Annotated in this window: 22 protein-coding genes and 4 tRNA genes; 24 read left to right on the top strand and 2 right to left on the bottom strand. The window is 40.0% G+C overall.

Annotated features, from left to right (window positions below):
- Window positions 1-14 precede the first annotated feature (14 nt).
- From WA352_RS12900 to WA352_RS12860, 9 genes are all read left to right on the top strand, one after another.
- On the top strand, window positions 15-503 hold the full coding sequence (locus WA352_RS12900; RefSeq protein ID WP_033133470.1) for a methylated-DNA--[protein]-cysteine S-methyltransferase: 489 nt from the start codon (window positions 15-17) through the stop codon (window positions 501-503).
- A gap of 349 nt (window positions 504-852) precedes the next feature.
- Window positions 853-2,073: a bifunctional glutamate N-acetyltransferase/amino-acid acetyltransferase ArgJ gene (gene argJ, locus WA352_RS12895; RefSeq protein WP_033133471.1), complete on the top strand. Its 1,221-nt coding sequence runs from the start codon at window positions 853-855 to the stop codon at window positions 2,071-2,073.
- Between the two features lie 143 nt (window positions 2,074-2,216).
- A complete protein-coding gene (nadA, locus tag WA352_RS12890) occupies window positions 2,217-3,281 on the top strand; it encodes a quinolinate synthase NadA (RefSeq protein WP_004655525.1) in 1,065 nt (354 codons plus the stop codon).
- A gap of 143 nt (window positions 3,282-3,424) precedes the next feature.
- Window positions 3,425-3,501, top strand: a tRNA-Pro gene (locus WA352_RS12885).
- A 68-nt stretch (window positions 3,502-3,569) separates the two neighbouring features.
- A tRNA-Arg gene (locus WA352_RS12880) sits at window positions 3,570-3,646 on the top strand.
- Between the two features lie 36 nt (window positions 3,647-3,682).
- Window positions 3,683-3,758 (top strand) — tRNA-His (locus WA352_RS12875).
- A gap of 3 nt (window positions 3,759-3,761) precedes the next feature.
- Window positions 3,762-3,838, top strand: a tRNA-Pro gene (locus WA352_RS12870).
- A 616-nt stretch (window positions 3,839-4,454) separates the two neighbouring features.
- A complete protein-coding gene (locus WA352_RS12865; RefSeq protein WP_336142847.1) occupies window positions 4,455-4,964 on the top strand; it encodes a hypothetical protein in 510 nt (169 codons plus the stop codon).
- A 303-nt stretch (window positions 4,965-5,267) separates the two neighbouring features.
- On the top strand, window positions 5,268-5,426 hold the full coding sequence (locus tag WA352_RS12860; protein WP_016541564.1) for a hypothetical protein: 159 nt from the start codon (window positions 5,268-5,270) through the stop codon (window positions 5,424-5,426).
- 30 nt (window positions 5,427-5,456) lie between these two features.
- Here the strand turns inward: WA352_RS12860 and WA352_RS12855 are convergent, their stop codons facing one another.
- Window positions 5,457-6,521, bottom strand: a complete 1,065-nt coding sequence (locus WA352_RS12855) for a phage portal protein (RefSeq protein WP_336142845.1) — start codon at window positions 6,519-6,521, stop codon at window positions 5,457-5,459.
- Entirely contained in the window at window positions 6,518-8,284 is a 1,767-nt protein-coding gene (locus WA352_RS12850) for a terminase large subunit domain-containing protein (RefSeq protein ID WP_336142843.1), read from the bottom strand. Before WA352_RS12850 ends, WA352_RS12855 begins: the two co-directional genes overlap by 4 nt.
- Window positions 8,285-8,468: 184 nt before the next feature.
- On the opposite strand from WA352_RS12850, the gene WA352_RS12845 reads away from it, so the two are divergent.
- From WA352_RS12845 to WA352_RS12775, 15 genes are all read left to right on the top strand, one after another.
- On the top strand, window positions 8,469-9,311 hold the full coding sequence (locus tag WA352_RS12845) for a GPO family capsid scaffolding protein (protein WP_336142841.1): 843 nt from the start codon (window positions 8,469-8,471) through the stop codon (window positions 9,309-9,311).
- Window positions 9,312-9,342: 31 nt separating this feature from the next.
- Window positions 9,343-10,347 carry a phage major capsid protein, P2 family gene (locus WA352_RS12840; protein WP_016541568.1) on the top strand — a complete coding sequence of 335 codons (1,005 nt, stop codon included), beginning with the start codon at window positions 9,343-9,345 and terminating at the stop codon, window positions 10,345-10,347.
- Window positions 10,348-10,350: 3 nt separating this feature from the next.
- Window positions 10,351-11,217 (top strand): phage terminase small subunit, encoded by an 867-nt coding sequence (gene gpM, locus WA352_RS12835; RefSeq protein WP_336142838.1) that lies wholly within the window; start codon window positions 10,351-10,353, stop codon window positions 11,215-11,217.
- 110 nt (window positions 11,218-11,327) lie between these two features.
- Window positions 11,328-11,777, top strand: coding sequence for a head completion/stabilization protein (locus WA352_RS12830; RefSeq protein ID WP_336142836.1), 450 nt, complete (start codon window positions 11,328-11,330; stop codon window positions 11,775-11,777).
- Window positions 11,774-11,986 (top strand): tail protein X, encoded by a 213-nt coding sequence (locus WA352_RS12825; RefSeq protein ID WP_016660463.1) that lies wholly within the window; start codon window positions 11,774-11,776, stop codon window positions 11,984-11,986. Before WA352_RS12830 ends, WA352_RS12825 begins: the two co-directional genes overlap by 4 nt.
- A 6-nt stretch (window positions 11,987-11,992) precedes the next feature.
- Window positions 11,993-12,349, top strand: coding sequence for a putative holin (locus WA352_RS12820; RefSeq protein WP_004804610.1), 357 nt, complete (start codon window positions 11,993-11,995; stop codon window positions 12,347-12,349).
- On the top strand, window positions 12,346-12,618 hold the full coding sequence (locus tag WA352_RS12815; protein ID WP_004804613.1) for a phage holin family protein: 273 nt from the start codon (window positions 12,346-12,348) through the stop codon (window positions 12,616-12,618). Before WA352_RS12820 ends, WA352_RS12815 begins: the two co-directional genes overlap by 4 nt.
- Window positions 12,615-13,445, top strand: a complete 831-nt coding sequence (locus WA352_RS12810; protein WP_336142831.1) for an N-acetylmuramidase family protein — start codon at window positions 12,615-12,617, stop codon at window positions 13,443-13,445. The genes WA352_RS12815 and WA352_RS12810 overlap by 4 nt, the downstream gene beginning before the upstream one ends.
- The gene (locus WA352_RS12805) at window positions 13,442-13,951 is read left to right on the top strand and encodes a phage tail protein (protein WP_336142829.1); all 510 of its coding nucleotides are present in this window, start codon (window positions 13,442-13,444) and stop codon (window positions 13,949-13,951) included. The genes WA352_RS12810 and WA352_RS12805 overlap by 4 nt, the downstream gene beginning before the upstream one ends.
- 2 nt (window positions 13,952-13,953) lie before the next feature.
- Entirely contained in the window at window positions 13,954-14,400 is a 447-nt protein-coding gene (locus WA352_RS12800) for a phage virion morphogenesis protein (RefSeq protein WP_336142827.1), read from the top strand.
- 66 nt (window positions 14,401-14,466) lie between these two features.
- Complete coding sequence (locus tag WA352_RS12795) at window positions 14,467-15,153, top strand: phage baseplate assembly protein V (protein ID WP_336142826.1); 687 nt, start codon at window positions 14,467-14,469, stop codon at window positions 15,151-15,153.
- The gene (locus WA352_RS12790) at window positions 15,150-15,497 is read left to right on the top strand and encodes a GPW/gp25 family protein (protein WP_336142823.1); all 348 of its coding nucleotides are present in this window, start codon (window positions 15,150-15,152) and stop codon (window positions 15,495-15,497) included. Before WA352_RS12795 ends, WA352_RS12790 begins: the two co-directional genes overlap by 4 nt.
- A gap of 7 nt (window positions 15,498-15,504) precedes the next feature.
- A complete protein-coding gene (locus WA352_RS12785) occupies window positions 15,505-16,401 on the top strand; it encodes a baseplate assembly protein (protein ID WP_336142821.1) in 897 nt (298 codons plus the stop codon).
- The gene (locus tag WA352_RS12780; protein ID WP_336142819.1) at window positions 16,401-17,000 is read left to right on the top strand and encodes a phage tail protein I; all 600 of its coding nucleotides are present in this window, start codon (window positions 16,401-16,403) and stop codon (window positions 16,998-17,000) included. Before WA352_RS12785 ends, WA352_RS12780 begins: the two co-directional genes overlap by 1 nt.
- Window positions 17,000-19,552, top strand: a complete 2,553-nt coding sequence (locus WA352_RS12775; RefSeq protein ID WP_336142817.1) for a pyocin knob domain-containing protein — start codon at window positions 17,000-17,002, stop codon at window positions 19,550-19,552. The genes WA352_RS12780 and WA352_RS12775 overlap by 1 nt, the downstream gene beginning before the upstream one ends.
- Window positions 19,553-19,566: the final 14 nt, after the last annotated feature.

Raw genomic sequence — 19,566 nt, 5'->3', positions numbered from 1 at the left:
TTGAGGAGAGCGTGATGCAACTGGTGTATATGTACATGGATTCTCCTGTGGGTGCATTAAAACTGGTTGCTCATGATCAGGCACTTGTCGCCGTGATGTGGGACAATGAAGACCATAAACGGGTGCGGCTTTCTGAGCTGATTGAAGATCGCCAGCATCCAATGCTGCATCGTGTCAAACAACAATTAGAACAATATTTTGTAGGGCAACGTCAGCAGTTTGATTTACCACTTGATTTCCAAGGTACTGCATTTCAGCAACAAGTCTGGCAGGCTTTATTGAGCATTCCTTATGGGGAAACACGCAGTTATAAAGACATTGCTATTCAGTTAGGGAATGAAAAAGCGGTTCGTGCGGTTGGGGCAGCCAATGGTAAGAATCCGATTTCGATTATTGCGCCGTGTCATCGGGTGATTGGTTCGAGTGGGGCTTTGGTGGGTTTTGCGGGTGGTTTGGATAAGAAGCAGATTTTACTGAGTTTAGAGCAAAGCCAAATTCCATAATCTGTAGTGTTAATACTCGATTTTCATTTCTTTTTGGAATAAGCTACTTAACAGATATGAATCGACATATTTTATGACTTGAACCGTAACTCAGTTATTAGCGAGGCGGTGTCTTGCTTAGTGTAATTCAATATTAGGAATAACCTTCGGTTCGAGTTACTTTGGTTTCGCCCAAAGTAACCAAAGGCATTGTCATCTACAAAACCTGTTCACTTGTTGCATTTGTTTTATCTATCGCAGAAACGGGATATTACAAATACCACGCAGGTTGTAGATGACCTTTCCGAGTCTCATATATAGGGTATGTATTCATTTTCTTTTTCATAACAAATTGAATGGAAGTTTAAAAATGGCTGTTGGTGACGTAACAATGCCACTTATGCATGTGGTGCAGGGTGTAAAAATTGGCTCAACTGAGGCGTATGTACGTTATCCAAATCGACGAGATTTAGTCATTTTTGAATTTGCCGAAGGCTCAAATGTTGCAGGGGTATTTACCCAAAGCGCTTTTGCGGCTGCGCCTGTTCAATTGAGTAAAAAGCATTTAACAGAAAATACCCCACGTTACCTGATTATCAACACGGGTAATGCCAATGCTGCAACAGGAACAGTTGGTTATAAAAATGCAGAAGCGACTTGTGCCAAGTTAGCTGAGTTAACCGGTGTTCAAGCCAATCAGATTTTACCCTTTTCAACTGGTGTGATTGGTGAGCAACTCCCGATTGAACGTTTAGTACAAGGCATTCAACCTGCATTAAATGATTTAAATGCAGATCGTTGGGCGGACGCGGCATCAGGCATCATGACCACCGATACCACACCAAAAGGTGCATCTGAACAGTTTGAGCTGGATGGTGTGACCTATACCATGACGGGAGTTAGCAAAGGCGCTGGCATGATTCGTCCGAATATGGCAACCATGCTCAGCTTCGTTGCAACCGATGCCCCGATTAGTGCTGAATTGGTACAGCGTTTATTGCAAACCACGGTTGAGCATTCCTTTAACCGCATTACCATTGATGGTGATACCTCGACCAATGACTCTTGTATCTTTGTCGCAACGGGTCTAGCTGGCGGTGCTGAAATTCAGAGCCAAGACGATGCACGTTATCAACAAGTGCTCGATGTGCTTGCACGTATTATGAATCGTTTGGCGCAATTGATTGTGCGTGATGGTGAAGGCGCGACCAAGTTCATTACTGTTCAGGTGGAAGGCGGAGCCAATACCCAAGAATGTTGTGATGTGGCCTATAGTGTTGCTGAGTCACCGTTAATTAAAACGGCTTTATTCGCTTCAGATCCAAACTGGGGGCGTATTGTAATGGCGATTGGTAAGGCGGGCGTGCCAAACCTAGATAGCAGCAAAGTTCAAGTTTGGCTTGGTGATGTACAAATCTGCTTAGATGGTGGTGCAAACCCAGACTATACCGAAGAAGCAGGCGCAGCCGTCATGGCGGAGAAGGAAATTAGCATTCGTATCGATCTTGGTCGTGGTACAGCAAAAGATACGGTTTATACCTGTGACTTTTCTTACGACTATGTCAAAATTAATGCCGATTATCGCTCATAAATTTGCGTTATAATAAAGCCTCCACAGTGGGGCTTTTTTTATAAGCTAGTTTGTGGATGAGGTGATTTTTCCCAAATGATCACGCCATTACCCACGTTAAAAGTTTGCAGTGATGCAAGCACGCAGGATAGAGAAGACGTTTTATGAATGATGCGAATTTAATTGCGAACGAAGCCAAAAATATTGTGCAGGCGCATTTAGATCGTTTGGGCGAGCCAAAGGACAATAGCCTTAGCCCAGAAGTGAAACAAGAAAAGTTTGCCCAAATTGCAGCAGAGTTGAAAAAACGCAATGCAGTGCTTGTGGCTCACTATTACTGTGATCCGGAAGTGCAAGAGCTTGCCGAGCTCACGGGTGGCTGTGTTTCTGATTCATTGGAAATGGCGCGTTTTGGTCGTGATCATCCTGCAACAACGCTTGTGGTGGCAGGCGTGAAGTTTATGGGCGAAACCTCAAAAATCTTATCCCCTGAAAAAACCGTGTTGATGCCAACCCTAGAAGCAACCTGTTCACTCGATTTGGGCTGTCCTGTGGATGAATTCACTGCATTCTGTGATCAGCACCCTGATCATACCGTGGTGGTCTATGCCAACACCTCGGCGGCTGTGAAAGCACGTGCCGATTGGGTGGTGACTTCAAGTTGTGCGGTAGAGATCATTGAGCACTTAGATAGCTTGGGTGAAAAAATTATTTGGGCGCCAGATCAGCATTTAGGTCGCTATATTCAAAAGAAAACAGGCGCTGAAATGTTGTTGTGGGATGGTGCATGTATCGTGCATGAAGAGTTCCGCGCCCGTGGTATTGCGCAAATGAAGGCACTCTATCCTGATGCTGCGGTCTTGGTTCATCCTGAGTCACCTGAATCGGTGGTAGATATTGCTGATGCGGTGGGAAGTACCTCGCAATTGATTAAAGCAGCACAGACCTTGCCGCATAAACAAATGATCGTGGCAACAGATCGCGGCATTTTCTATAAAATGCAGCAAGCCGCACCAGATAAAGAATTATTTGAAGCGCCAACTGCAGGTGAGGGTGCAACGTGTCGTTCATGTGCACATTGCCCGTGGATGGCAATGAATGAACTGGATGGTATTTTGCATGTATTGCAGCATGCTGATCAAGAAATACACGTCGATCCAGCCTTAGCTGAACGTGCGAAATTACCCTTAGATCGAATGTTGAACTTTAGTGCTTCTTTGAAACGCTAAAATGTCTGAAAATGCTTGTTAAATATACATTTGATAAGGATTTATTAGTTTTTTGGAAAATAGGTGTTGACGTTCTAGGGCGTCGCGCCTAGAATGCACACCGTACCGCACGATGTGCGATATACTAAAAGCTGAAAAGAAATCGGAGCATAGCACAGCCTGGTAGTGCACCTGGTTTGGGACCAGGGGGTCGTAGGTTCGAATCCTACTGCTCCGACCATTTAAAATGTGTTGAAAAACATAGTTTTAAATATCGGCGAAGTATCGTGATAGTATTATCATCGTTATGCGCCTGTAGCTCAGTTGGATAGAGCATCCGCCTTCTAAGCGGATGGTCACAGGTTCGAATCCTGTCAGGCGCGCCATTTGGCAGCTTGGTATATAGAATCAAAGTTTTGATGGTGGATGTAGCTCAGTTGGTAGAGCCCTGGATTGTGATTCCAGTTGTCGCGGGTTCGAATCCCGTCATTCACCCCACTTCGGAGCATGGCGCAGTCTGGTAGCGCACCTGGTTTGGGACCAGGGGGTCGTAGGTTCGAATCCTACTGTTCCGACCATTTCATTGAATATCAATGATTTATTTAAATATTCCCTCCTTACTGTAATAAATACCATATGGTATTTTCGAATCTTTTATTTAATCAGCAGAGCCAATAAAAGCATTCCCATATTCCCATATTCCCATTCCATTCCCAAAAAATTGATTGATAAAGACTCAAATATCAGCAAAAAGGGGAAAATTGATAATCCTATTAGAATTTTGATGTTAGTCAATTTTAGAAGTAATAAAGTAATATCTATTAAATAACTTATAAATTTCAACAAACTAAGATATACATTCAATGTAATTTATAAGAAATATATAAGTAATTACTTACTGTTAAAAAAGGTCATTTCACAGTTTTCATATATATATTAAAATCAGTAACTTAAGAAAAATTACCTTTCATATTACAAAAAATTACTTAAGTCTGTAATGAATAATATTTTTTAAAAACAAATGTTTATGTGCGGTTCTTACTTTATTACTTCAATCAAAAGTCGAAATGCAGAATATGACGGATATCTGTGCTTTTTTTAAATTTAGGATCTGAATTTTGTGCTGATCATTTTTTGATGTAAGCAATGTTTTTGCATTAGAATATTTAAATTATTTCTACACATGCATTCGTTATGAATTTCCAGTCTATTCAAAAAGCGTTTGACGAATATGTTTTACGATTTGATGTATTCCCTGATCTGATTTTTATGGGGAGAGGTTTTCAAAGAGATTTCTTAAATGAAAATCCAAATAGGAACTGGAAAGTATTATTAGCATCAAAAAATGAGATCGAAGAAGTCACAGGGTGTAAAGTAATCCTAGTACCACATCATGATTATAATAATCGCTTTGGTTTTTATGAGTTTGATGATTTAGAGCAATATAAAAATCATGTAATTGATGAAGCTTATAGAAAGTCTACAGATTCATTTCACATTTATAAAAATATGCCTTCTAGCTCAGATATTAAGCCTTGGGAATCATTACCAACAAGAGATGCAATTGGAGACCCTTATTTAAAAATTCCATTTTCAGTTCAAGAAACCTTCCAAAACGCAAATATTTCTAAGAAAGAAATTGAGAAAAGAAAGCATGATTACAGCATTCGAAAAGGGATCTACGAACCTGAATCGCGGTTTTAGTAATTTGCAGTGAAATGCAGTATATAAAAATTAGCCTAAGCAGTAGAACATCCTAATATCAACAAGCCTACAATGTATTCCAACCTGTGTCCCACCTTGCAGTAAATCAGCCCTATTTGTAAACCGCAGGTGGGGTGGGCAACTGCGCGGGGCCGTCCTAGGCCAAGGGATGGTATAGATGATAACTATTATCATTAAAATATTTCTGCATAAAAAACAATGATTTACTTGATTAAACTGTGGGAGGAAGCGAAAATACTTCTTATAAAGTTGGTTAAGTTATTGTTTTTATAGGAAATTGTAATGAATGAAGAGTTAATGAAAGCACAGCTAAAACTTGTTGAGTTGAATGAGTGGTTAATGCTTATTAAATCAGCCGAGTTAGATCATTCTTATTTAACAGGTGATATAGAAAAGGTTAATCATGAATTAGAAATAATACTTGAACGATTTAGACCATAAAAAAAAGCCCTCAAATATGAGGGCTTTTTTTTAATTACTTTTTGTTGGCTCATAATCTTTAAATCTAATGATTTCATCGCCAGCCAACTCATTGAATCTGAGCATTCGTGTTTTTAAGGGTTCAATCTCATTATGATAAAAAGCATCTGTTGCAGATTTAATGTCACCAAAGCCACCAGCATTACTCGGTACAATACCCATTAACTGTGGTGGGATTCTAAGTGAAGCTAAAACATCCTCTCGCGTAATCGATTTAATATTGGTGAAGTCATCTTTAGCAGCTATTTCAGAAGTCGGAATTACTTGGATGCCATCCTTTTTTCCATTAGGGCTGTAATAAAAAAGATTACGGAAGTTGCCTGGTCCTTTACTTTCTTTTAGTGCTTGTCTTAGTGCTGTAATGTCATTCGGATCTGAAGCTGGATCGTTCACATATAAAATGAAACCAGCATGTGAACCATTGTTGTAATATTTGCGTCGAAACAGAGTTGCAGACTCATTTAACCAAGCACTCTGCAAAGCAGATATATATTCTGGTGTACCATAGATTTCTTGATCGATGTCTGTTTCACGGACTTGTAAAATTCGATCTTCAGGGAATTCATATTCTTCATACCCCTTTTTGCCATGATTTAAATAGAAGTACTGGCCATGTTCTCCGCCAGCCCGTGTGTATTTTGCCAAAGCTGGTTTATATTCAATCGTATTTTTGAGTCGTGATTTTACGTCTTCCATATATGCATTTCCGCACCATACATAGTCCAATGCCAATTGCTCAAAAGACATTTGGCTTAAACGTGCATGAGGAATGAATAATTTCGCTAAAAAGTTTCTTTTTAGGCAAATCCCGCTGCTCAAATATGGAGTAGATTTCCAACTCTTTGATAAACCTACCAAACTGACCTGTGGTTCATACCAACGGCCATTAAACCAACATTCCATATAATTTGATAAATCATTACCGTCCATAATTGGTACTGCATCACCGAATGAAAATGCTTCGACTTGTTGCTTTGCACCCGACTTTTGAATGCTTTGCGGTAAGTGATTGAGCGCAGTGGTTACCAAACCTTTTGCTACTGAAAAAGGGTTCATGAATAAATCTCCAACATAGATGTATTTGTTTCTGTAATTCCAGCCAAAGGCTCGTTATAGATGGCGTGCATGAGTGCCCATGCGAGATCCGCATGACCGATCTCTTCAGATCGTCCAGCCGAGAACGTGATTTGTTTTTGACTTGAGGTTAAAGTCTTTTTAATGCTCATTAATGATTGAGCGAGATCCTTGTCGCCAGCATCAAATTCGAGTCGGCCGTTGCGAATGACATCCAGTGTCTTGTAGACAAGTTGTGATTTCACTTCAGGCGAATAATTGAAAGTAGTGAGGGCAGGGAAGAATGCGCGGACTAATTCAGCAACACCATACCCCATGCCAGTTGTATCGATACCGATGTAAGTCACGTTGTATCGTAATGTGATAGCTCTAATATGTTCGGCTTGTTCTGAAAAGTCATCGCCTTTAAATTGATGCCGTTCAAGTACTCGAAATTTTCCACCGGCTACAACTGGAGGAGCAACAACAACGAGACCCGCATTATCACCAGTCAAAGCAGGATCGTAACCAATCCAAACAGGTTTATTTGCGAATGGCCTGTTATGCCAGACTTTGAAATCATTCCAGATTTCAAGCGTATCAACCATGCAGATCTGCAGCATACTGAGTGGGAACATGGACTGGCCATCATCCACGAATTCACACATAAATAGGTTTGCAAAGTCTTCAGGTGCATATTCGAATTTCAGTCGCTCAATATTGAATAAATCACATCCACCTTCCTTGGCATCTTCTACAGTGACGATTTGACGCCACATCATGTCTTCACATACACGACCATGTTTTAATGCTTGATGTGAAAGATCGATTTTGAATTGCTGATCTTTTGGTTTTCCTTTGTTGAAGCGGGTACCAGTCCAGAATTTATAAGCTTCGTGTGTAATCGATGAGGGTGTCGAAAAGTAAGTTTTACGCCACTTGTCGTGCGTAGCCATTCCTGAAGCAACTTTCTCAAGTTCATCAAAACCATATGTCCAAAAGATTTCATCGAAATATAAATTTCCATGTGGACCTTGAGCCGTTCTGTAGTTAGTTCCTAAGAATCTAAGCTCGGCACCATTAGATAAAATGATCGGATCGCCAGTAAGTTCAACACCGCAAACATCTGCTGCAAAAGCCTTAATGTAATGTTTGAAAATATGTGCCTGTGCCTTTGAGGCAGATAGAAAAATCTGATTTCGGCCTGTTCTTACGGCATCGACTAAGGCTTCATGAGCAAAATAAAAGGTAGCACCAATTTGGCGACTTTTTAAAATCATGCGTGAACGCTGATCCATTGCTCGGTACCAAGTCCACTGGTACTCATAAAGTTTTTCTTCAAAGGCAAGCACAAGTTCTTCGACTTGTTCTTCTGAGAAGTGATTGGGAATGCTTTTACGTTCTGTATGACGTTTACGAATAATGGGATTTAAATCTGCTTCAGATCCGCCATTTCGATATTTTTCAACACGGGCAAATTCTTTATATGCTCGCATTAACATATCGATTTCTTTGAAATCACCAGATGTCTTTTTATTTTTTAAAATCAAAGTCATTAAACGCACAGTTAATGCATTTTCAACTCTGTTTTCTGGTTTTTCCTTTTCCCAATCCTCGCGTGTTTTCCAAGCCTGAACAGTTCGTTCATTCTCGTTGAGTACCTCTGCAATATCGACAATTTTCCAGCCAAGCCAATAAAGGAATTTCGCCTTCAGCTTGTTGTCCATAATCAGATGTAAATTGGCGATGGGGGATAGATCGTTCATTTAAAAATATTTGTTGGATTATTCATCCGCAAACATTCGCAATTTATTAACTACTATTCAGTCTGTACCAGTTGTATATCGGACTTTTACAACTTCAAGTGTTTGCAGCAGATATGCCTGATTGCCCATTCTGCACCTATTCGAAAACGTGAATTTTTCCATAATTTCATTGATAGGTTTGCAAATGAGCAAAGAAGAAAAGAAATACAAATCGAAGTGGTTTCGTATTGCTGTAGCAGGGGATACCACCGACGGCCGTGAAATCCAATCTGATTGGATTATTCAAATGGCTCAAAGCTACAATCCCAACACTTACGGTGCTCGTATCAACATTGAGCATTTACGAAGTGTTTATCCTGGTGGGACTTTTGGTGCTTATGGCGATGTACTGGCTTTAAAAACTGAAAAAGTAACCATTAATGGTGAAGAAAAAGATGCGTTATTCGCCCAAATCGAACCAACAGATAACCTAATTTCTCTGAACCAGCAAAAGCAAAAAGTCTATACATCAATTGAAGTGGATGAAAACTTTGCAAAAACAGGAAAGGCATATCTGATTGGTTTGGCTGTGACAGATTCGCCAGCATCACTTGGTACCGAAATGTTAGCGTTTGCTGCAGGGGCTAAGGTAAATCCGCTCAATGAGCGTAAACAGCGTCCTGAAAATTTATTCACCGCAGCCGTTGAAACTCAAATCGAATTCGAAGAGGTCAAAGAGCCTCAATCCTATTCCGCTGGCTTACTCGACAAAGTAAAAAAACTATTTTCTAAACAAGAAAAAAACGAGCAAAAGTCAGCGGAATCATTCTCTGAACAAGAAAACGCGATTATCGAAATTGCCACTGAAACTGCAGAGCAGGGCAAAGCCGTTTCTAAATTAGAGAGTGATTTCAGCACTTTAAATACAGCCCATGAGCAGCTCCAAAAAGATTTTAACGATCTGAAGCAAAAGCTTGATGGTGAACCTGAATCATCACCGCGACCAACCTCTGGTAACTCCCAATTCAGCGAAGTTGTCGATTGTTAATCCCACGATAAAAATATAAAGAGTACATTCAATGCGTATCGAGACACGTTTAAAATTCAATGCTGCGATGCAGCAACTAGCCAAGTTGAATGGCATTCCAAAGGTTACACAAAAATTTACTGTAGCCCCGACCATTCAACAAAAACTTGAAGACAAGATCCAGTTGTCTTCAGCATTTCTGCAAAAAATTAATATCCATTTGGTGTTGGAGCAATCGGGCTCGGCTGTAGGTCTTGGAATTTCACGTCCAATCGCTTCTCGTACCAATACTGATACTACAGATCGTCAAGCCAAAGACCCAACGTCGATGGATGAACGTTTTTATATGTGCCGTAAAACTGACTTCGATACCGCGATTAAGTATCAAAAGTTAGATCAATGGGCAAAGTTTAAAGATTTCTATGCACGCTTCAGTGGCCAGATTCATAAACGCCAGGCATTGGATCGTATCATGATTGGTTTCAATGGTACTTCGATTGCTGCAACGACTGATATTGTGGCCAATCCTAAGCTTCAGGATGTGAACAAAGGCTGGTTGCAAAAAATGCGTGAAGAAAACGCTGCCCGCGTTATGTCTTCAGGTGCAACGGTTGGAAAAATCAAAATCGGTGCTACTGGAGACTATCACAACGTCGATGCTTTAGTGATGGATCTAGTCAATGAAATGATTGATGAAGTGCACCAGGACAATCCAGACTTAGTGGTACTTTGTAACCGTAAAACCGTTGCAGATAAATACTTCCCACTGGTGAATAAAGAACAAGAAAACAGCGAAAAATTAGCAGCGGATATTATTATCAGCCAAAAGCGCATGGGTAATTTACCAGTCTATGCGGTGCCATTCTTCCCTGAAAATGCAATTCTTGTGACGACTTTTGACAACCTTTCAATTTATGTTCAAGAAGGATCTCGTCGTCGTACCGTGATCGATAATGCCAAGCGTGATCAAATCGAAAACTATGAATCTTCAAACGAAGATTACTACATTGAAGATTTAGGTCTTGCTGCAATGGCTGAAAATATTGAACTGGTGTAAACCATGACCTTAGCACGCAATCATTTCCAAAAACATAGTGCCAAAGCAGCAGCCGAATCGGCTGCTGAATTTGGCACTATGCAAGAGCAGACATTCTATGAGCTGCAACTCTCACAGTTGAATAATGATATTCATCGTTTGAAACAGATCCAATCGATAGAAGCCAAAATTCAACTTAAACAGGCTCTCGTCCCAACTTACTTACCTTATGTCGACGGTATTATCGAGGCAAATAAGCCAGTTCAAGACAATGTTTTCATGACTGTTTTAGTTTGGTGTATCGACACAGCTAATTATGAAAAAGCAGTTGAGATGGCTGAGTTTGCATTACGTCACCGTATGATCATGCCTGATCGATTCGAACGTCAGACTGCCACTTTGGTAATCGAAGAAATTTCCAATGCATATTTAAAGAAATTAAAAACCAATGCAGATATTGATTTAGAAATTCTTTGGTCTTTGGAAACTTTACTCGAGAGCGAAGATATTCCAAAGGAAGCACTGGATATGCCAGATCAGGTGCGTGCAAAGCTGCTAGTCGCTTTGGCAAAAAGTGAAATTAAGGGAGTCAATGCAGCGATTACCGCCAATCATGGTGAGATTGATGACAAATTACCTCAATGGGTCTTACCTGATGCACTTCATGCAAAAGAGCGTTTAGAACGTGCGATTGAGTTGGATGATCGTTGCAATGGCAAGCAAGACTTAAAATCGTTGACGACTTTACTGAAGAAATTTCCAGAACCTAAAGTCACTGAAAAAGCTTCAGATGTAGAAACTCAACCAACAGAACAAGGTGAACCATTGCTAAACACCAATGGTTCGCAAGTCGTGGATGACCAAGGTAACTTGGCATTTAAAACGACATAACCAAGTGCCCTCGCACCGCATGGGCGAACGATTGCGATGTCATTACATTGTGATACTCATTAAACAATCGTTCCCACCCGTGCACTAATAATTACAGCAGGGGAGATCTCATGGGATTCGTTGCAAATGGCAATATCACACCAAGTCAAATCATCATCAAGAGTGACCCGTTTTTTCCGCAAATTGCTTTGGATGATATTCGGGAAAAAATCCGAATCGATGGCTCAGTCACAAACGAAAGATTAAAACAAAACATCATTGAAGAAGTGATCGATGTAAACCGTTTATTAAAGTCACTCAAATCCAAAGCATCTCAATTATCAGATTTGTCTGAAGGCGAAGTCGATGATTTACCTGAAACGGATTATCTCTACTTTTCTGCCGTATCAAATGGTGTAGCAGCAAAGGTAAATGAGAAATATCGGTCCTATGACAGTTCAAATGCTGGTTTAAAAAATCTCGAAGATTCAGGCCTAACGATTGATGAATATCGTCGAAATAAACAATGGGCGATTCAGCAATTGCTAGGTGAAAATCATACGGTGGTTGAATTGATATGAGTAAAACAGTAACAGCTATCCAAAATGACACCGTTGATTCAATTTGCTGGCGGTACTACGGAAGAAGTTCTGGAGTAGTGGAAAAAGTCTTAGTGGCCAATCCTCATCTATCAGAATTGGGCGTGATTCTTCCATTGGGGACTTCACTGATATTGCCCGACATTGATACACCGCAACAAACAAAACAAACCATTCAATTATGGGATTAGAAAAATATGGCAGAACCAGCAACAACCACAACAATGACAGCTTTGACTATCAGTGCTGCTTCATTACTGCCATTTATCAATGGTAATGCATTACTCGGGGCGGTCTTTGGAGCTGCACTATTTGCTACGACAAAGAAAGATTTAAGACCCTTACAACGTTTAACCACGATGATTCTAGCGACTGGATTTGGCTATTTACTTTCACCTGAAGTTATTGCCCGAACATTTATTACAAATGATGCAACGGCAGGAATGGCAGCAGCAATTTTTTCATTGCCAATCATTTTAAAACTTATGGTTTGGGTGGATCAAACCAGTTTATCTGACATCTGGAATAAATTTCGTGGTGGAGGAACATCATGATGGAAATCCTATTTCAATTTATCGCTTTGATTGCCTATATTTTTTGTGGGCTTCGCATCATCTGCTTTGATCCAACAGGATTGCGCCATAGAAGACTTTACTCTTGTATGGCAACGATTCTAATCGCGTCATTTATGGGTCAAAGCGTTCATATTCTTTTATTTAAAGACCCCGTTACGTTATGGGATGCCGTCTTTTCAATCCTATTAGCGGTCATTATTTATCGAGCAAAAGGTAATGTGGCCAAGGTAATCTGGAGTACATCATGATCTTAAAATTTGGCTCTAAAGGAGATGCCGTTGCAACTCTTCAAAAGCAGTTAGCCACATTAGGTTATAAAAATATTGGCGGAAAGCCACTTAATGTCGATGGTCATTTCGGACCAAGTACTGAAGCTGCAGTTATTCAATTTCAGCGCAAAGTTGGATTAGTGGCTGATGGTAAAGTCGGTGATAAGACACGCCAAGCATTATCTGGAAATTCGGTTAGTAAGTTTCTAACTGATAAAGACTATAAAAATGCTGCAGTACGTTTGAAAGTACCTGAATTGGTCATTCGAGTGTTAGGTGCGGTTGAAAGTCATGGTGTTGGATTTTTGGATAATGGTAAAGCAAAAATTCTATATGAACGTCACCGCATGTATTTTTATCTTGGCCAAGCCAAAGGTAAAACTTATGCCAATGAACAAATGAAAGCAGTGCCTAATTTGGTCAATTCAGTTACAGGTGGTTATCGAGGCAAGGAGGCTGAATACACCCGTTTAACTTTGGCCATGAATATCCATAAAGAATCAGCTTTGATGTCGACGAGCTGGGGACAATTCCAGATCATGGGTGAAAACTGGAAGGACTTGGGCTATGCATCGGTACAAGAATTTGTAGACCAGCAACAAATCAGCGAAACCCACCAGATGGAAGCTTTTTTACGTTTTATCGAGTGGAAGCCTGGTATTTTAGCTGCATTACAAAAACAAGATTGGCATACAGTTTTTACCCTATACAACGGTAAAAATTATAAAAAATTTGGCTATCAAGCTAAATTCCAAAAAGAATGGGATCATCTTGAGCCAATTTATGGCGAGGTTAAAGTCGCATGAAAAAACCAGAAAGCTTGCGTACTCACATGCTCAATGCTGTAAAAGAATTACAGCGAGATCCTGATCGATTGCTAATTCATACTGACAATGGAAAAATCCGAAGTCTTATGTCCAACGGGCTTTCTTTCGAGTATGAATATGAATTAGAAATCATATTGACAGAGTACGCGGGCGAACTGGATGCCGTGATGATTCCTCTTTTAGATTGGGTACGCATGAACCAATCAGATCTATTGGTAAATTTAGATAAGAACAAAAATGCGTTTAAGTTTGAAACCGTGCTTTTAGACAATAGCAAGGTGGATCTAGCACTCAATTTCCCAATTACTGAACGTGTGATCGTGAAGCGGTTGCCCGATGGTCAATTAGATATTTCTTTCCCGGGCGAACCACAATACGAAACTGCAGCTGAGCCGACACCCTTTAAAATGGTCGATCATAAAACAGGGGAAGTACTTGCGGAGTGGATGTCAGCAGATCCTGAAAATTTCTTTTTTGGTAATTAATTATGGCGGAGTTACAGGCTCTTAGTGACCATTTAGGCGCAATGCTGATTAAGCTTTCAGATGTAGAGCGAAGAAAGCTTGAAATGTCGATAGGCCGTAAACTTCGTGGATCTCAAAAGAAACGTATAACCAAACAACAAAATCCCGATGGCAGTAAGTATGTCCCACGGAAAAATAAGTTACGCGATAAAAAGAATAAGATTAAAAATAAAATGTTCAATGCGATTAAAAATGCCAAGTGGATGAAAGTCCAAAGAACAACTGAAGGTGTGGCCGTTGGATTTGCTGGCCGTGTTGCGTTTATTGCTCGGGTTCATCAATTTGGTTTACGCGATAAAGTGGATCGTGATGGTCCAACAGTCAAATACAACAGTCGTGAATTATTAGGATTTACTCCTGAAGAAATCGCCATGATCGAAAATGATGTTTTGGCTTATATTTCAGGCTAGTTGTAAAACTTAGATATACAACTCCAACTCAGTGCAAATTCAAAAGGGTTGCAACACGATTGCAGCATGAATGCTGATATCAATCGTCGTCTTGAAAATTTTATCCGTTTAGGAAAAATCAAGACCTTTACACCGTCTCTACCTTTTCCAACAGTCACCGTCGATTTAGGCGAGATTACGACTGCGGAGATTCGTTTTTTAAATTTGAGAGCAGGCAACGACAAAACTTGGGACCCGATTAATCCTGGTGAAGAAGTAATTGTTTTAAGTCCTTGTGGGGTTCTTGAGTTAGGTATTGCGATTGCTGGCCTAAATAATGAAGAAAACCCAGCCTTGTCGCTTGATCCAAATAAGAATATCCGCCTTTTTTCTGATGGTTGCTTGATTAGTTATGACACCAGTACACATGTTTTAGAAGTGATTTTACCAGAGGAGGGCACTGCCACTATTACAGCGAACGGTGGTGTCACAGTAAATGCTAATGGAGGCGTAACGGTAAACGCGAATGATGGGCTTACCATAAATGCAGTATCTGGAGGTACTACACACAATGGAAACCTATTCATAAACGGTAGCAGCGTCACAACTGGAAATAATACCGTTGGTGGTAGTCAACTTGTGCAAGGCAGTAGCCATGCGACTGGTGACTTCAGTACAGAAGCTGACGTCAAAGCTGGCGATATTAGCCTCAAATACCATCGAACCACTGAAGTTCAAAGTGGTGGGGATGTATCTGGAGTCCCGACTCCATGATGACTCGAAAAACTGGCCAAGCCTTCAGTTCCGAATTAGACCATATCAAACAATCTATACAAGACATTTTAACGACTCCCATTGGGAGTCGAATCATGCGTAGAGAATATGGATCACGTTTAGCCGATTTAATGGATAAGCCCATAAATGATGCCCTGATTTTGCAATGTTACAGCGCAATTTATACAGCCCTACTTCTATGGGAAAAGCGAATTGATGTCAGTCAGATTTCTATCATTTCCCCAATTTCTCACACCCTTAGTTTTGATATGGATTTCACGCTTGTAGATAACAACAAGCGTGCGTCTTTGAGCATTTCTTTATCTATTGGTTCAACACTTTAGGTCTTATATGGTTAATACAATCTCAGCTATAGATTTGTCGCTACTTCCTGAACCAGAAGTTGTTGAGCAAATAGATTACGAGGTCATTTTAAAAGCTGGACTCGACGATTTTCATAAAAAAATGGAAGAACTCGAGATTGATTACCCACGTTTAGTTGAATCTGATCCAGCCTATAAACTTGCTGAAGTGTTTGCATATCGAGAGATGTTAGTCCGCAAACGTGCGAATGATTCGTCATTAGCTGTGCTCTTGGCTTATGCAAAAGGAAAGGATTTAGACAACAAAGCAGCAGAACGTAATTTAGTTCGACGAGTGGTCACTCCAGCTACGGCAACAACTCCAGCAATTTATGAGTCAGATACAGCTTTAAGAAAACGGATTCAATTAGCTCCAGAAGGTTATACGACAGCAGGATCTGAAGGTTCATATCAATTTCATACAATGAATGCTGATGTGCGTATCAAAGATATGCAAGCGTTTAGTCCTTCTGAAGGGGTGGTTAGTGTCTATTTGTTATCACATGAAGGAGACGGTGCAGCTGCGGATGAATTACTCAATATCGTTGATAAAGCCCTAAATGCTAAACAAATCCGTCCGCTTACTGATCACGTAAATGTTTATTCAGCAAGCATAGTGTATTACCAAATCGATGCCATTCTCGAAACAGCTTCAGGTCCTGATGCAAATACAATTTTAGAAAATGCAGCTGTAGCTCTAACTGAATATACCAATCAAATTCATGCTCTCAATGAAGAAGTTACTCTCTCAGGTATTTATCATGCCTTGCATCAAGCCGGTGTAAAAAAAGTCACTCTAAACCAACCACTAAATAATATTCCAATAGGTGTGGGTCAAGCTGGCTATTGCTCTGCAATGAATTTATCTCTTGCGGAGGATCGCTGATGTCAAATTTACTGCCTCCAAATTCGACCAAGTTTGAACGAACTTTCAGCGCATCATTTGCCCGTGTTTCAGATGTTAAATGCCCAGCAAGATTATTCAATTTGCCATTTCAAGCACCTGTAGCAGTTTTGCCTTGGCTTGCTTGGGAAAAGTCAGTAGACGATTGGCAAAAAGATTGGTCTGAACAGCAAAAACGCCAAATGATCGCCAGCTCTTATTTTATCCATTGTCATAAAGGAACAATTGGGGCACTTGAGCGTGCACTCGATTCAATCGGGTTAAAAATCACAGTTCAAGAGTGGTTCAACATGCAACCACCAGGCAATCCATACACATTTAAAGTCCATCTCGAAGTAGATCAAATAGGTCTAAATAACAATGAGATGCGAGACCTGATGCAAGTGATCCACAACAACAAAAATCTACGTTCACGGCTCGTCGATACAACGGTCACGATTAAAAGCAACTTAATCATCAAAACAGCTAGTGCCGTTTGTGCAGGGCATGAGTTTGATTTTGCAAAAAGTGCAGGGGGACTTTACCTCGATGGCACATGGTCACTAGATGGCACTAAAAAATTAAACGGAGTAAATCTTTAATGGCAAATATTAATGGTAGCCCTCTTTGGTCAAATATAAGAGTGATTGAAAAGAATGAGTTAGCAATTGGTGGTATTGGCGGCAATATGAATGAGCAAGCAATTGCTTTAACCAATCGAACTACTTATTTAAATCAAAATAAGGCCAGTATAGAGTATGTTGATTCAATTGTTAGCGCAGCAGCTGATGGTACAATTCCATTTAAAACTGAGGCGGAGTTACTCGCTTCAAAACATCCACAATTAAAAATATTAGCTAAAGCACAAGATACAAGAAAAGAATGGTTCTGGAATAGAACAAGCCCAGAAGGTACAACCCCAATCTCTGGTATTTGGAGTGATTCTGGCTTATCTGATCTCGATAGGGCAAAAAACTATACAGATAGTAAAATAAATGCTTTTACAAGCATATCTACACCTGCAGATTTTAATAATTATTTAGAGCAGGAAGAAATTGATTTTACTAACTATACAGCCATTCAAAACTCTCAGAATATCCCAATCCCATATGAAGGTCGTCTGAGCATTAAAAAAGGGCTGAATAGCGTATATCAACGTTATCATACACGTGTCGGTTATGCAGTTCGTGAGAAGATCGGAGCAACCTGGTACGATTGGCAAATTTTCACAAGTCAAACGTATGTAGATCAAAAGATAGATGACAAAATTAAGAAAACTTTACAGCGAAAGCCCGATTCTGTCGGAGTTGTAGATTTTAATAATTTTATCAATGATGGTATTACTGCATTTAAATCTGTAACTGATTTGCAAAATTCGCAAAATGTTCCAGTAGCTTTGGAGGGTGACTTAATTGTTACTGGAAGCGGTAATAACATTACTCATATTTATGTTACACGATACGGATTTTTATCAAGACAAAAAATTGGAGCGTCATGGTTTCCTTGGTTAGATTTAGCCAGTAAAAATTATATTAACTCTATCAATTTGAAAAAGTGGATGGGGTATATTCCTGATGCAATGAATCTTTTTTCTTATCGTACAACAGGAATTTGGCATCAAAATCAGGGGGTTTGGGCAGCAAACGGGACAAATTATCCAGTACCGCGTGCTGGAAAGTTAGAAGTATTTGCAGCTGGTGTATTTACATATCAGAAATATCAAGTCTATGACAATGGAGATGAATACCATAACGCTATTTATGCCCCAACATCTGGTACAGAACAAATTAGCGGATGGAGAAAAGTTTTATACGAAACAGATAAAGCAGCAATCATTTCAACTGCGGTAGCTCAAGCAAAAGCATATACAGATAGCGTAACTGCAAATAATGCGAAAGATATGAAGCTAAACAGACTTGTTGAAGCGTTCTATCGGATTATTGTGGGATATGGTCAATCATTAAGTATTGGTCAAAACACAACAACTAAAATCAGTGAAACACAAGATTTTAGCAATGTAATGTTTGCAGGCGGGGTGAATAGTCGATCTTTCGAGTCTAACTTTGATTCTACGATTGTGCCATTGATTGCGCGTGATACTTTTCAGACTGTTAATATGTTTGAGCCGCCAATTCTCAACTGTGCCAATGCATTAAGTTTATATACAGAAAACCGAGGCTATGATGCTAATAATTTCAGATATTGGCCCATTTCTGGTGGACGTGGTGGACGTTCTATCGAACAACTAAGCAAAGGTTCAGTTGCACCTGAAAACCATTTTGAAATCTTAGTAAACACTTTGACTGCTGCCAAAACTGCAGCATCAGCAGCAGGAAAAACAGCAGCAGTATATGCATTGTCATGGGTCCAGGGTGAAAATAACGAAAGTCCTCTTAATGCCGTTATTCACGATACGCATACATATGCACAGTATCAGACAAAACTGTTTGATGACCTTTGTGATGAAATTGCTCGAATTTTTGGGCAGATTCACAAGCCACATGTTTATATGTATCAGACAAGTACAGGTCGAAAATACGGAACTACGATCCCGAAAATAGCATACGCACAATGGCTTCTAAGTCGACAGCATGAAAACTTTGTGATGTTTGCACCGTGCTATATGTTTGAACTTTCATCAGATTTACTTCATTTAACCAGTGAGGGTTCATGGTTGATGGGTCGATATATGGCTCGTGCGATTGATAAAACAGAAATGGGGCATGAGAAATGGAGACCTTTAGAACCGATCTCTGTAGATTTCCAGCCGACATACATTGATGTGAAATTTCATGTTCCAGTTGAGCCGCTTCAAATCTCAACATATCTTTGCCCAACTATTGTCAATTCTGGCTTTGATTTGTGGGATGGCGAAACGGACAACGTATTGAATTTGATCACTGGTGTAACAGTTCAGTCTAAAGATACTGTGAGGCTTTCTATTTCATCAGCGGCATCTGCAAATGCTGTATTAAGCTATGGCCGTAGCCGTGTCGGTATCTCTGAATCAGGAAATCGTTCACGCAATCGTGGAAATTTGCATGACTGTCATGGAGAGTATGACAAGGTAATTCTCCCTATCACTGGGACAGAATTCAAAATGCATAATGCTAGTGTTCAATTTCAATTTTCGCGGGCTAAAGGCTTCTTTTGATAAATATTTAAATA

Origin of the sequence: Acinetobacter sp. 102 (assembly GCF_037028485.1) — a bacterium.
GTDB classification, from domain to species: Bacteria; Pseudomonadota; Gammaproteobacteria; order Pseudomonadales; family Moraxellaceae; genus Acinetobacter; species Acinetobacter higginsii.
This window is presented reverse-complemented; position numbering and strand designations above follow the sequence as displayed.

What these genes read in the sequence shown, in the direction of transcription:
- WA352_RS12900 (WP_033133470.1), top strand. Translation starts at nt 15, where the DNA reads ATGCAACTGGTGTATATGTACATGGATTCTCCTGTGGGTGCATTAAAA.
- argJ (WP_033133471.1), top strand. Translation starts at nt 853, where the DNA reads ATGGCTGTTGGTGACGTAACAATGCCACTTATGCATGTGGTGCAGGGT.
- nadA (WP_004655525.1), top strand. Translation starts at nt 2,217, where the DNA reads ATGAATGATGCGAATTTAATTGCGAACGAAGCCAAAAATATTGTGCAG.
- WA352_RS12865 (WP_336142847.1), top strand. Translation starts at nt 4,455, where the DNA reads ATGAATTTCCAGTCTATTCAAAAAGCGTTTGACGAATATGTTTTACGA.
- WA352_RS12860 (WP_016541564.1), top strand. Translation starts at nt 5,268, where the DNA reads ATGAATGAAGAGTTAATGAAAGCACAGCTAAAACTTGTTGAGTTGAAT.
- WA352_RS12855 (WP_336142845.1), bottom strand. Translation starts at nt 6,521, where the DNA reads ATGAACCCTTTTTCAGTAGCAAAAGGTTTGGTAACCACTGCGCTCAAT.
- WA352_RS12850 (WP_336142843.1), bottom strand. Translation starts at nt 8,284, where the DNA reads ATGAACGATCTATCCCCCATCGCCAATTTACATCTGATTATGGACAAC.
- WA352_RS12845 (WP_336142841.1), top strand. Translation starts at nt 8,469, where the DNA reads ATGAGCAAAGAAGAAAAGAAATACAAATCGAAGTGGTTTCGTATTGCT.
- WA352_RS12840 (WP_016541568.1), top strand. Translation starts at nt 9,343, where the DNA reads ATGCGTATCGAGACACGTTTAAAATTCAATGCTGCGATGCAGCAACTA.
- gpM (WP_336142838.1), top strand. Translation starts at nt 10,351, where the DNA reads ATGACCTTAGCACGCAATCATTTCCAAAAACATAGTGCCAAAGCAGCA.
- WA352_RS12830 (WP_336142836.1), top strand. Translation starts at nt 11,328, where the DNA reads ATGGGATTCGTTGCAAATGGCAATATCACACCAAGTCAAATCATCATC.
- WA352_RS12825 (WP_016660463.1), top strand. Translation starts at nt 11,774, where the DNA reads ATGAGTAAAACAGTAACAGCTATCCAAAATGACACCGTTGATTCAATT.
- WA352_RS12820 (WP_004804610.1), top strand. Translation starts at nt 11,993, where the DNA reads ATGGCAGAACCAGCAACAACCACAACAATGACAGCTTTGACTATCAGT.
- WA352_RS12815 (WP_004804613.1), top strand. Translation starts at nt 12,346, where the DNA reads ATGATGGAAATCCTATTTCAATTTATCGCTTTGATTGCCTATATTTTT.
- WA352_RS12810 (WP_336142831.1), top strand. Translation starts at nt 12,615, where the DNA reads ATGATCTTAAAATTTGGCTCTAAAGGAGATGCCGTTGCAACTCTTCAA.
- WA352_RS12805 (WP_336142829.1), top strand. Translation starts at nt 13,442, where the DNA reads ATGAAAAAACCAGAAAGCTTGCGTACTCACATGCTCAATGCTGTAAAA.
- WA352_RS12800 (WP_336142827.1), top strand. Translation starts at nt 13,954, where the DNA reads ATGGCGGAGTTACAGGCTCTTAGTGACCATTTAGGCGCAATGCTGATT.
- WA352_RS12795 (WP_336142826.1), top strand. Translation starts at nt 14,467, where the DNA reads ATGAATGCTGATATCAATCGTCGTCTTGAAAATTTTATCCGTTTAGGA.
- WA352_RS12790 (WP_336142823.1), top strand. Translation starts at nt 15,150, where the DNA reads ATGATGACTCGAAAAACTGGCCAAGCCTTCAGTTCCGAATTAGACCAT.
- WA352_RS12785 (WP_336142821.1), top strand. Translation starts at nt 15,505, where the DNA reads ATGGTTAATACAATCTCAGCTATAGATTTGTCGCTACTTCCTGAACCA.
- WA352_RS12780 (WP_336142819.1), top strand. Translation starts at nt 16,401, where the DNA reads ATGTCAAATTTACTGCCTCCAAATTCGACCAAGTTTGAACGAACTTTC.
- WA352_RS12775 (WP_336142817.1), top strand. Translation starts at nt 17,000, where the DNA reads ATGGCAAATATTAATGGTAGCCCTCTTTGGTCAAATATAAGAGTGATT.